This is a genomic window from uncultured Gordonia sp. (assembly GCF_937858515.1).
Classification (GTDB): domain Bacteria; phylum Actinomycetota; class Actinomycetes; order Mycobacteriales; family Mycobacteriaceae; genus Gordonia.
Window position 1 is genome coordinate 1 of record NZ_CALLZT010000032.1, and the last position, 11,890, is coordinate 11,890.

General features: G+C 64.8%; 9 protein-coding genes. 3 read left to right on the forward strand and 6 right to left on the reverse strand.

The features are described 5' to 3' along the window. The 6 genes from gyrA to dnaA form a co-directional block, all read right to left on the reverse strand. Positions 1-2,447, reverse strand: a 2,447-nt coding sequence (gene gyrA, locus Q0627_RS02380) for a DNA gyrase subunit A (RefSeq protein ID WP_298807509.1), incomplete at its 3' end; no start/stop codon positions are given. A gap of 246 nt (positions 2,448-2,693) precedes the next feature. Further along, positions 2,694-4,769, reverse strand: coding sequence for a DNA topoisomerase (ATP-hydrolyzing) subunit B (gyrB, locus tag Q0627_RS02385; RefSeq protein ID WP_291020330.1), 2,076 nt, complete (start codon positions 4,767-4,769; stop codon positions 2,694-2,696). Positions 4,770-5,156: 387 nt separating this feature from the next. Beyond that, positions 5,157-5,702, reverse strand: coding sequence for a DUF721 family protein (locus Q0627_RS02390; RefSeq protein WP_291020316.1), 546 nt, complete (start codon positions 5,700-5,702; stop codon positions 5,157-5,159). Between the two features lie 18 nt (positions 5,703-5,720). Next, complete coding sequence (gene recF / locus Q0627_RS02395; RefSeq protein ID WP_291020318.1) at positions 5,721-6,893, reverse strand: DNA replication/repair protein RecF; 1,173 nt, start codon at positions 6,891-6,893, stop codon at positions 5,721-5,723. Positions 6,894-6,954: 61 nt separating this feature from the next. Next, positions 6,955-8,133: a DNA polymerase III subunit beta gene (dnaN, locus tag Q0627_RS02400; RefSeq protein ID WP_291020320.1), complete on the reverse strand. Its 1,179-nt coding sequence runs from the start codon at positions 8,131-8,133 to the stop codon at positions 6,955-6,957. A 610-nt stretch (positions 8,134-8,743) separates the two neighbouring features. Further along, positions 8,744-10,330: a chromosomal replication initiator protein DnaA gene (gene dnaA / locus Q0627_RS02405; protein WP_298807519.1), complete on the reverse strand. Its 1,587-nt coding sequence runs from the start codon at positions 10,328-10,330 to the stop codon at positions 8,744-8,746. Between the two features lie 325 nt (positions 10,331-10,655). Between dnaA and rpmH the strand changes: the two genes are divergently transcribed. The 3 genes from rpmH (at position 10,656) to yidD (ending at position 11,846) form a co-directional block, all read left to right on the forward strand. Beyond that, positions 10,656-10,799, forward strand: a complete 144-nt coding sequence (gene rpmH / locus Q0627_RS02410) for a 50S ribosomal protein L34 (RefSeq protein ID WP_005187546.1) — start codon at positions 10,656-10,658, stop codon at positions 10,797-10,799. Positions 10,800-11,001: 202 nt separating this feature from the next. Next, the gene (gene rnpA / locus Q0627_RS02415) at positions 11,002-11,424 is read left to right on the forward strand and encodes a ribonuclease P protein component (protein WP_291020322.1); all 423 of its coding nucleotides are present in this window, start codon (positions 11,002-11,004) and stop codon (positions 11,422-11,424) included. A 188-nt stretch (positions 11,425-11,612) separates the two neighbouring features. Beyond that, positions 11,613-11,846 carry a membrane protein insertion efficiency factor YidD gene (yidD, locus tag Q0627_RS02420; RefSeq protein WP_333716627.1) on the forward strand — a complete coding sequence of 78 codons (234 nt, stop codon included), beginning with the start codon at positions 11,613-11,615 and terminating at the stop codon, positions 11,844-11,846. Positions 11,847-11,890 lie beyond the last annotated feature (44 nt).

An 11,890-nucleotide genomic window follows, 5' to 3' on the forward strand; every position in this document is an offset into this window, starting at 1 on the left:
CGGGCGATCGCGATGACGGTGGTGCCCTCGTCGATGTTCATCAGGCGCACCCCCTTGGTCTGCCGGCCCGCCTTGCGTACCTGCTTGGCGGCCGTACGGATCACGCCGCCACCGGAGGTGATCGCGTACAGCTCGGTGTCGAGGTCGACGATCAGCGCGCCGATCAACTCACCCCGGCGCCGATCATGGGCGATCGTCAGCACACCCTTGCCGCCACGTCCCTGTACCGGATAGTCGTCCATCGCGGTGCGCTTGGCGTAGCCGCCGGAGGTGGCCACCAGCAGGAAGGTGTCCTCCTGCACGACGTTGAGCGAGAGCAGCGAGTCATCGTCGTTGAACCGCATACCCTGCACACCGGAGGTCTGCCGACCCATCGGGCGCAGCGTCTCGTCGTCGGCGTTGAACCGGATCGACTGCCCCTTCGACGACACCAGCAGCAGGTCGTCCGACGCACTGCACAGTTGCGCACCGACCAGCTCGTCCTCGCCACGCAGGTTGATCGCGGCGATACCACCGGACCGGTTGGAGTCGAAGTCGGTGAGCTTGGACTTCTTCACCAAACCGTTGCGGGTGGCCAACACCAGATACGGCGCGTCGTCGTAACCCTTGATCTGGATGACCTGGGCGATCCGCTCCTCCGGCTGGAAGGCGAGCAGGTTGGCCACATGCTGGCCGCGCGCGGTGCGGTTGGCCTCGGGGAGCTCGTACGCCTTGGCCCGGTACACGCGGCCCTTGGTGGTGAAGAACAGGATCCAGTCATGCGTGGAGCACACGAAGAAGTGTGCGACGATGTCGTCCTGCTTGAGTCCGGCCCCCTGCACGCCCTTGCCGCCGCGCCGCTGGCTGCGGTACAGGTCGGTCTTGGTGCGCTTGGCGTACCCGGTCTCGGTGATGGTCACCACCACGTCCTCACGGGCGATCAGATCCTCGTCGGTGACGTCGCCGTCGGCGGGGATGATCTGCGTGCGCCGTTCGTCACCGAACTTCTCAACGACGGCCTTCAGTTCGTCACGCACGATGGCGCGCTGGCGTTCCGGCTTGGCCAGAATGTCCTGCAGGTCGGCGATCTCGCGTTCGATCTCGGCGAGTTCGTCGATGATCTTCTGGCGCTCGAGCGCCGACAGCCGGCGCAACTGCATCGCCAGGATCGCATCGGCCTGGATCTCGTCGATGTCGAGCAGATCCATCAGGCCGCGGCGGGCCTCGTCGGTGTTGGCCGACGCCCGGATCAGTGCGATCACTTCATCAAGGGCGTCAAGGGCTTTCACCAGACCACGCAGGATGTGGGCACGTTCCTCGGCCTTGCGCAACCGGTATCGGGTGCGGCGCACGATCACGTCGATCTGATGGGCGACGTAGTAGCGGATCATCTGATCCAGGCGCAGGGTGCGCGGCACGCCGTCGACGATGGACAGCATGTTGGCACCGAAGCTGGTCTGCAACTGCGAATGCTTGTAAAGATTGTTGAGGACGACCTTGGCGACGGCGTCGCGGCGCAGCGTGATCACGATCCGCATACCCACGCGGTCCGACGACTGATCCTCGATCTTGCTGATGCCCTTGAGTTTTCCCTCACGGACCTGTTCGGCGATCGACAGGATCAGGTTGTCGGGATTGACCTGATACGGCAGTTCGGTGACCACCAGGGTGGTGGTGCCCTTGTTCTCCTCGATCGCCACGACGCTGCGCATCCGGATCGAACCGCGGCCGGTGGTGTAGGCATCCTTGATGCCCTGGCTGCCGACGATCAGGCCGTGCGTCGGGAAATCCGGTCCCTTCACACATTCCATACACGCCGCGAGGGTGGTCTCGTCGTCGGCGTCGGGATGCTCGAGAGCCCAGAACACCGCGTCCGCAACCTCATTGAGATTGTGCGGCGGGATGTTGGTGGCCATACCGACGGCGATACCGCCCGAACCGTTGATCAGCAGATTGGGTACTCGCGCCGGCAGGACCGTCGGTTCCTGGGTCTTGCCGTCGTAGTTGGGGATGAAATCGACTGTCTCCTCGTCGATGTCGCGAAGCATCTCCATCGCCAGCGGGGTGAGACGGGCCTCGGTATAACGCATGGCGGCCGCGCCGTCGTTGCCGGGGGAACCGAAGTTGCCCTGGCCGTCGATGAGCGGGTACCGCATCGACCACGGCTGTGCCAGACGCACCAGGGCGTCGTAGATGGCCGAGTCACCGTGCGGATGGTAGTTGCCCATCGTCTCGGCAACGGGCTTGGCGCACTTGACATATCCGCGGTCGGGGCGGAAACCGGCGTCGTAGGAGGCGTACAGCAGGCGGCGGTGCACCGGCTTGAGGCCGTCGCGGACCTCCGGCAGGGCGCGGCCGACGATGACGCTCATCGCGTAATCGATGTAGCTGTTCTGCATCTCTTGGCCGAGGTCGACCGGTTCGATGCGGTCGCCTCCGCCGGTGGGTGGGAGGGTGGTGTCTGTCATGTCTGGGTTCCTTTGTGGGGAAAGGTGGTTCGCTGTGTGCGTGTGGTCGCGGGCGAGATGGTGACGTCAGGTGTCGAAAGGTCGCCGGACCCTTCGTGACCCTCGCTCCTTCGTCGCTTCGGCCTCAGGGATCAAAAAGGTTGGTCACTCCTTGGTCGCTTCGGCCTCAGGGATCAAGAAGGTTGGTCGCTTCGGCTTGGTCGCTTCGGCCTCAGGGATCAAGATGACGCCTTACGACCTGCTGCATCACACGTCCAGGAAGCGAACGTCTTTCGCGTTGCGGGCGATGAAACTGCGGCGGGCGGCGACGTCCTCACCCATGAGGATGGAGAACAGTTCGTCGGCCGCAGCGGCGTCATCGAGGGTCACCTGGCGCAGCACGCGAACTGCCGGGTCCATGGTGGTCTCCCACAGTTCCTTGGCGTTCATCTCGCCGAGACCCTTGTAGCGCTGGATGCCGTCGTCGGAGTTGATCTTCTTGCCCGCCGCCTTACCGGCCTCGAGCAGGCCGTCGCGTTCGCGGTCGGAGTAGGCGAACTCCGGTTCGGCGTTCTTGCCCTGCCACTTGAGCTTGTACAGCGGCGGCTGCGCGAGGTACACGTGGCCGTGCTCGATGAGCGGGCGCATGAATCGGAACAGCAAGGTGAGCAACAGAGTTGAGATGTGCTGGCCGTCGACGTCGGCGTCGGCCATCAGCACGATCTTGTGATAGCGCAGCTTGGCGATGTCGAATTCGTCGTGGATGCCGGTGCCGAAGGCGGTGATGATCGACTGCACCTCGGTGTTCTTCAAAACTCGGTCGATGCGGGCCTTTTCGACGTTGATGATCTTGCCGCGGATCGGCAGGATCGCCTGATACATCGAATCGCGGCCCGATTTGGCGCTGCCGCCCGCCGAGTCGCCCTCCACGATGTACACCTCGCACAGGGTGGGATCGTTGCTGCGGCAGTCGGCGAGCTTGCCAGGCAGGCCGCCGATATCGGTTGCGGTCTTGCGGCGCACCAGATCTCGCGCCTTACGGGCGGCGGCGCGGGCCTGGGCCGAATCGACGGCCTTCTTGATGATGACCTTGGCCTCGGCGGGATTGGACTCGAACCAGTGCGCCAGATGTTCGTTACAGATCTTCTGCACAAAACCCTTGACCTCAGTGTTGCCGAGTTTGGTTTTGGTCTGCCCCTCGAACTGCGGGTCGGAGACCTTCACCGAGATCACCGCAGCAAGACCCTCACGGATGTCGTCGCCGGTGAGCTTGGTGTCCTTCTCCTTGATCAGCTTCTTGTCGGCGGCATACTTGTTGACCGTCGACGTCAGCGCGGCGCGAAAACCCTCTTCGTGCGTGCCGCCCTCATGCGTGTTGATGGTGTTGGCGAAAGTGTGGATCGACTCGGAGTAGCCGTCGTTCCACTGCATCGCGATCTCGACCTCGTGACCGGTGCCCTTGCCGCTGAACCCGATGACGGACTGGTGAATCGGAGTTTTGGAGCGCTTGTTGATGTGCTTGATGTAGTCGATCAGACCATCGGCGTAGTAGTAGGTGCGGGTCTTCGGTTTGGCGGCGGCCTTCTCCGACTGCGACTGCACCGCCTCGGCGATCTCGGTGCCGCCGGGCGCCGGGCCGTCACCGTTGGGGTCGCCCGGTGCCTCGATGGCCTGTGGCCGATTGTCGGTGAGCGTGATGGTCAGGCCCTTGTTGAGGAAGGCCATCTCCTGCAGGCGCCGCGCCACCGTTTCGGCGTTGAACCTGGTGGTCTCGGTGAAGATCGCCGGGTCCGGCCAGAAGCGGGTGGTGGTGCCCCGCTTGCGTGTCGGCGCACCCTGATGCAGAGTTTGCGGCTCGGAATTGAGGTACGTCTGACTCCAGTTGAAGCCGTCTCGTCTGATCTCGAGCTCGACCTTCGTCGACAGCGCGTTGACCACGGAGATGCCGACGCCGTGCAGACCACCCGACACCGCATAGGAGTCGGAGTCGAACTTGCCGCCGGCGTGCAGCTGGGTCATGACGACCTCGACGGTGGGGACGCCGGTGGCGTGGGTGGCGACGGGGATGCCGCGGCCGTCGTCGACGACCTCCACGCCGCCATCGGCCAGCAGGGTGACGTCGACGCGGGTGGCATAACCTGCCATCGCCTCATCGACGGAGTTGTCGACGACCTCCCAGATCAGATGGTGCAGGCCGCGCTCACCGGTCGAACCGATGTACATGCCCGGCCGTTTGCGGACAGCCTCGAGCCCCTCGAGAATGTTGATGGAGTCCGCGCCGTACTCCCCCGGCTTCTTGGTCGGCCTGCGGTTGCTACTGGATGCGTCGTTGGTCTCGGCCACGAGTTGCGTCCACTCCTTTTCGTCTCGTCCCACGTCGACACGGGTGGTACGGGGCGGCCGACCGCATACGCACAGGTCACGGCGTTCTTCGTCAGTCGAAGACCCGGTGCCCCCTCAGCGCGCGGACGTGCCCGATCCTCACCCGATCGGCACAACAGGTCCATACTACTGGCTTATCCACCCAGGAACGACCATCAGCAGGCGCTGATTTGCACACAGACCGATTTTTTCGCTGTTACCCCCAACCGGGTGTGGTCGGTGGATCAGCGATCGTTCACAGGCCCATCCCGACGGTTGAGGTGCGAGGCCGACCGGCGACCGAGCCTCGAAACCTCGCGAGATGACCTCGCGAGATGACATTGTCATCGCAACCAGCGGCTGGGTTGCTCAGCCGTAGGTGTCGCGGGGGCCGCGGCCGGGGACGCTGCGCGGACCCTTCTTCCACGACGGGGCCTTCGGGCCGGTGATGCGCAGGCTCGTGACCACCCCGTGCCCGACGCCCGCGGCAATCTTGGCGAGTACCTGGGACTGGATGTAGCGTAGCTGCGTGGCCCAGGCCGTCGACTCGGCTTGGACGTGTAACACCTTGTCGCGCAACAGGGTCGGCTGGGCATGCGCGGCGATGTCGGGGCCGACGATGGTGTCCCACATACCGAAGACCATGCCTTTGCCGAGGTCGGCCTGCCAGCCGCGGCCCGCGGAGATCTGCGCGGCGAGCCTGCCGAGCGGCTGCGGGTCACGGGAATCGGGGCCGGCTCCGGACCAACGGCGACGGGTGCCGGTGACCCGTCGGCGGCGTACCGGCGAAGCCCGGCCCTGCCCGACGGACTTACCCGCGGCGCGGGCGGCGGCCCGGGCCTCCTCGAGAGCTTTGCTGGCCAGTTCGTAGCCGCCCCTGTCTTTGGGGATATGCGCGCCGGTGTCATCGGTCATGGCTGCGGTGACCTTTCGTCAGGGCGTGCTGATCAGGGAATGACGGCCGGTGTCGTCGGTGACGGTGTCTATGTTCAGGGTACGACCGCCGACACCGTCGGGAATGTCATCGGCGACGGCCGCGGTGATCAGCAACTGCTGCGCGGATGCGGTGAACTCGACGAGATGCCGTCGGCGGGCGGCGTCGAGTTCGGCGAACACGTCATCGAGCATGAGGACCGGCTCGATGCCGTCGGCGCGTAGCAGTTCCACCGATCCGAGTCGCAAAGACAGTGCCAGAGACCAGGATTCACCGTGGCTGGCAAACCCCTTGGCCACCTGGTCACCGAGGATGACGTCGATGTCGTCGCGGTGCGGGCCGACCAGGCACACCCCACGCTCGATCTCCTTGCCGCGCAGCTCTGCCAGACCCGCGAGCAGGTGGTCGCGTATCTCGTCGATGGCCGCAGGCTGCCCTGGTACGGGCAGCAGGTGCGGGCCCGCGGCCGGCCGGTAACGCAGATCGGCCGGCCGCGAATGCGGTGCGATCGCGGCGTACGCGGTGACGACATGTGGGCGCAATGCCTCGAGAACGTCGACGCGGGCCGCGGTGATCTGGGCGCCGAGATCGGCGAGCTGACCGTCCCATACGTCGAGAGTGGAGATCACCGACGCCGCGTCGCTGCCACCACGTCGCATGACCGCACCTGCGGTCTTGAGCAGTGCCGTGCGCTGACGCAGCACCTTGTCGTAGTCGGCACGGGCGGCGACCCAGCGCGGACCTTGTTGTGCGACAAGCTCATCGACGAAACGCCGGCGGTCTCCGGGGTCGCCGCGCACCAGCAACAGGTCCTCGGGGGCGAACATCACCGACCGGAGGATCCCGATCAGCTCACGCGGCCGGCGCGCCGGCGCGGTGTTGATGCGTGCCTTGTTGGTGCCCACGGCGTTGACGGTGAGTTCGGCGGTGAGCTCACGACCGTTGTGCTCGACGGTCGCAGCGATCACAGCCGACGCACAGCCGTGATGAACCAGCGGGGCGTCGGTGCTGACCCGATGTGAACGCAGAGTCGTCAGGTAGTACAGCGCCTCGAGGATATTGGTTTTCCCGAATCCATTGTGTCCCACAAAGATCGTGGTCTCCGGCGGGAGATCGAGCTCGAAGGAACGCCAGGAGCGGAAATCCCGCATCGACAGATGACGGACGTACACGCAATCACCTCACGCCACGGGATGCCTTGTCAGCCAGGATTTTTCAGGTCAGCCAGGATTCTCAGCCCGGGAGGCGAACCGGCATCAGCAGGTAGGTGAACACGCTGTCCGGGGCGACGAAGGCACCGGACTCGTCGGCCACCGGCTCCTCGCCCGACGATGGTCGCAGCACCGCGGGCCGACTCGGGGTGGTGAAACCGAAATCAACGCTCGGAGAACCGATTGCGCTGAGTCCGTCCAGCAGATAGCCGGGATTGAAGGCGATGGTCAGCGGCTCGCCGTGGAAGTTCACCTCGAGGGACTCCTCGGCCTTGCCCGCCTCGTCGCCGCCGGCGGTGAGCAGCACCGAACCGACGCTGAACTCGAGGCGCACCTGCGCGCCACGTTCGGCGACGAGGGCCACACGTTTGATGGCTTCGATCAGCGGGGCCGCCTCGATGGTGGCGATCGCGGTGTGGCTGGCCGGCAGGAGCTGGCGGAACTTGGGGAACTCGGCGTCGAGCAGGCGGGTGGTGGTGCGTTTGTTCTGACCGAGGATACCGAGGATGCCCTCGGAACCCACACTGCCGCCGGATCCGAACGCCAGCTCGACGTTGCCCTCGGAACCGGCCGTCTTGGCACTGTCGGAGAGCGTTTTGGCGGGAACCAGCACGGCACCGGAGACGCTGGCCGTGGTGGGCTGCCACTCGAGCTCGCGCACGGCGAGGCGGAACCTGTCGGTGGCGGCCAGGACCACGATGTTGCCCTCGATCTCCAGTCGCACACCCGTCAGCATCGGCAGGGTGTCATCGCGCCCCGCGGCGACCGCGACCTGGGTGATGGCCTCGGCGAAGATGCCCGCGGGCAGGGAGCCGGTGACGTCGGGAACCTTCGGCATCTCCGGGTAGTCCTCGACCGGCATGGTCGGCAGGGAGAACTTGGCACTACCGCAGCTGATGGCGACGCGCGAACCGTCGAGGCTGACATCGACAGGCTTGTGCGGCAGGGCCTTGGTGATGTCGGCCAGAAGCCGACCGGAGACCAGGACGCGACCGGGTTCGGCGACTTCGGCGGAGATGGTCTCCTCCGCGGACACCTCGTAGTCGAAGCCGGAGACGGTCAGGCCGTCGCGACCGGGTTCGATGTCGCCGGCGGTGAGCACCACACAGCCCAGCACGGGGACGGGCGGCCTGCTCGGCAGGCTGCGCGCGACCCACGTCACCGACTCTGCGAACTCGTCACGTGCGACACGGAACTTCATGCTGCGTGGCTGCCCTTCTGTCCGGCGCAGGCCGCGCTTGGTGTGAGCGCCGGGACATGCGTGGACATCTTGTTGCGTGCGGTCGGGAGGTCACCCGATGCCAGTGGCATGGGGAGTTCCACTGTAGAACGCTCGCTGGGTTCGTGGGGTCGGTGGGTTCCAAGTGCCGGCTCTCCGGATGCGCGCGCCACGGCGCGGTTGTGTACACACGCTGCTTTTAAGAGTTTTTCTCGAGATAGAGATTCATAGTGGTAGTAGGCCCTGTGAGTTCTGTGGATAACTGGGCATTCGTCGTAGTCAGAGCCGTTCGGCCGCTGTGAGTCCTTAGTGCACTACGTGCGGACGATCGGCGCGAGTGCTGTGCATTACGGGTTCTGTTAGTGCGCTGTCCACCGTTGGTGCACACGGCGCACTAAGTTATCCCAGGGTTTGTCCACAGCTGGGAGTAGTTCGTAACGCAGTGGAAATATGTCTTCGTGGCCGTGTCGACACGCCGGTACCACTCGTCGAAAAGTCTCAAGTAAGCGTTGAGTGTTTGGGTAGGCATCCAGGCTGCCCGAAGCGCCGTCCGATGCCTCCGGAGAAGTATCGGACGGGCAGAACTACCAGGTCAGACGGCTCGCTGCTTGATCCGGGCCGTGAGCTCCTGGACGTGGTCGTAGACCTTGCGGTTCTCGTTCATCAGCTTGCGGATCTTGCGCTCGGCGTACATGACCGTGGTGTGGTCCCGGTCGAACGTCTCGCCGATCTTCGGCAACGACAGATCGGTCAGCTCCCGGCACAGATACATCGAGATCTGCCGGGCATTGGCGATCGAGCGGGTCTTCTGCGGCCCGCGCAGCTCGTCGACGGAGATGTCGAAGTACTCGGCCGTGATCGCCAGGATGCTCGCGGCGCTGATCTCCAACGACTCCGAATTGGGCAGTAGGGCTTCGAGAACCACCTCGGCCAGCGACTTGTCGAGCTCGGTGTTGTTGAGCGAGGCGAACGCCGTCACCCGGATCAGCGCACCCTCGAGCTCGCGGATGTTGCGTTCGATCTTCGAGGCGATCAGCTCGAGCACGTCGTCGGGCACCGCGATGGTGTCCATCTGCGCCTTCTTGCGCAGAATCGCGATCCGCGTCTCGAGATCGGGCGGCTGGACGTCGGTGATCAGACCCCACTCGAACCGGGTACGCAGCCGGTCCTCGAGAGTCGCCAGCTGCTTGGGTGGACGGTCCGAGGAGATGACGATCTGCTTGCTGTTGTTGTGCAGTGTGTTGAAGGTGTGGAAGAACTCCTCCTGGATACCTTCGCGGCCGACGAGGAACTGGATGTCGTCGACGAGCAGCACGTCGATCGCGCGATAGCGGTCCTTGAACTGGACCCGGCGATCGTCACGCAGTGAGTTGATGAAGTCGTTGGTGAACTCCTCGGTGGAGACGTACTTGACCCGCATACCGGGGAACAGCCGTTGCGCGTAGTGGCCGGCGGCATGCAGCAGATGCGTCTTGCCCAGCCCGGACTCGCCCCAGATGAACAGCGGGTTGTAAGCGCGGGCCGGAGCCTCGGCAACCGCGACGGCCGAGGCGTGTGCGAATCGGTTGGACGCGCCGATCACGAACGTGTCGAAGGTGTACTTGGGGTTGAGATTGGCGCTGGTGGGTTGCGGTGCGGGTGCGTTGCGGCCGGTGAAATAGCTAGACCAGTTCGAGTCCGATTCCGAGTCGGTACCGGGCGGGCGCGGGATCTGCCGGCGTTCGTCAGCCGAGTAGTGAGTGGGCTCGGCGTACTGCTGGGGTTCGGTACGGTAGCCGGCTGCCGTCGGAAGATCGGTGCTGGCGGGAAAGTCGGGGCTTCCCGGCCGGGCTGTGGATGGATCGGTGACGAGCGTCTCGGTTCCGGGTGCCGCGGTACTGTTCACAGGCGACGGTGCCGTCGGTGCCGCGATGCGTACACCGAGGTCGACGGGATGGCCCAGATGGCGGGTCAGAACGGTGTTGATGGTGTCGCGCAAATTGCGTTCGATCTGCTCCTGTACCAGCGGTGTCGGCACTGCCAAGAGCGCGAAACCCTCGACGAGTGTCAGCGGCTGTACCAGCGACAACCAGGCCTTTTGCTGACGTGTCAGCGGGTCGTGACCGATCGCCGAATCGCTGTTGAGTTCGGCGACGACCCGCTGCCACACCTCGCTGAACGAATCCCGGTCCGACGTCACGTGTACCTGTCCTCCTGCCGGATGAGACGAGCCGGCGTCGTGGGTGAGACTGTCACCATGCCCGAGAACCGGCCGTGTTGTCCACATGGTTATCCACAGTTGTGGAAAGAAGCCGCCGGTGAACGACGTCATCGGCGTGCGATGCGCTCGTTTGATTTGGGCATCGCGAATCAGTAGTCTCGACTGGTCATCCAGGTAACGGATTTGCGCGGCAGAATCGGACCTCGGCGGGACTTTACCCGTTGACTACGGCGCTGTCAGCAACCCGGCAAGAGTCCGGCACCGTGATCTGGAAACCGGACCATCTCGAAACAAGGAGTCAGCTGTGACCAAGGGAAAGCGGACATTCCAGCCCAACAACCGTCGTCGCTCGCGCGTGCATGGATTCCGTCTGCGCATGCGGACGCGGGCCGGTCGTGCGATCGTCAACAGCCGTCGTAGCAAGGGCCGCGCAAAGCTCACCGCTTGACCGACGGCATCACCGAATCTCCGGCACCCTGCTTCCGGCGCCGATCCGGGTTTTGACCGGGCAGTCGCCAGAGCAGGGTTCGTCGGTGAAGTGCCGGTGAATCGCAACCGTGTGGACGCCGAATAGGCCGCACCTACTTCCCGCTATCCCAGGGCCGCGATTCACCCGCACCGAACCGACCGCCGGTTCGGCATGATCCTCGATGGTCGCAGCACAGCATCGGATCTCGTCGGGATCCGACTTCGCACGCGCACTCAAACACGGTGCGCGTGTTTCCACACGTGACCTCATCGTCCACGTCGCCCAGCCCGGGATCGTCCGCACGGACCAGCCGGGACCGCGAGATGACGTCGCCACCCTCGGTGGTCCCAGACTGGGGCTGATCGTCAGCAAAGCCGTCGGCAATGCCGTCACCCGGCACCGCGTCGCACGTCGGCTGCGAGCCGCGTTCGTTGATGTGATGGCACTGATTCCGGCCGACACGCTGGTTGTCGTCCGCGCCCGGCCGTCCGCTGCCGGGCCGAGCAGCGTCACACTCGCCGACCAACTGAGTACCGCGCTCCGGCATCGTCGAGTGCGAGCGGTTCTCGACCCGGCACCGGTTCCCGAGGCGGTGCGGACATGACCGATGCCCTTGCTGACGTCGCCCCTACGACTGAAGCCCCGACCGACGTCTCTGCCGTCTCCGGGCAAACATCCGTCTCTGAGCAAACATCGGCCGCGCCGTCTGCGCTTCGCCGTCTACGCCTGTTTCCCCGCCACGCCGTGATCTTCATGATCGAGCTGTACCGATCGTGGATCTCCCCGATGCGCATGCCGACCTGCCGCTTCGAGCCCAGCTGCTCGGCGTACGCCGTCGACGCGCTCAATACCCACGGCCTGATGCACGGCGGAACACTGACTGTCATGCGTCTGCTCAAATGCGGGCCGTGGCACAAACCGGGATACGACCCGGTACCTGAACGTGGTCTTCGCTTCTACCTCCCCGGAGGACGGCGTGAGACCGAACCGGCAATCCGTTCGACACACACTCGACGTAAGGGGTAACCGACCCGTGCTCAACTTCATCTACTGGCCGGTCTCCTGGATCA

Excerpts from the sequence above, each read along its gene's own strand:
- Q0627_RS02390 (WP_291020316.1), bottom strand. The coding sequence starts at position 5,702 with ATGACCGATGACACCGGCGCGCATATCCCCAAAGACAGGGGCGGCTAC.
- dnaN (WP_291020320.1), bottom strand. The coding sequence starts at position 8,133 with ATGAAGTTCCGTGTCGCACGTGACGAGTTCGCAGAGTCGGTGACGTGG.
- rnpA (WP_291020322.1), top strand. The coding sequence starts at position 11,002 with ATGGTCGCAGCACAGCATCGGATCTCGTCGGGATCCGACTTCGCACGC.
- yidD (WP_333716627.1), top strand. The coding sequence starts at position 11,613 with ATGCCGACCTGCCGCTTCGAGCCCAGCTGCTCGGCGTACGCCGTCGAC.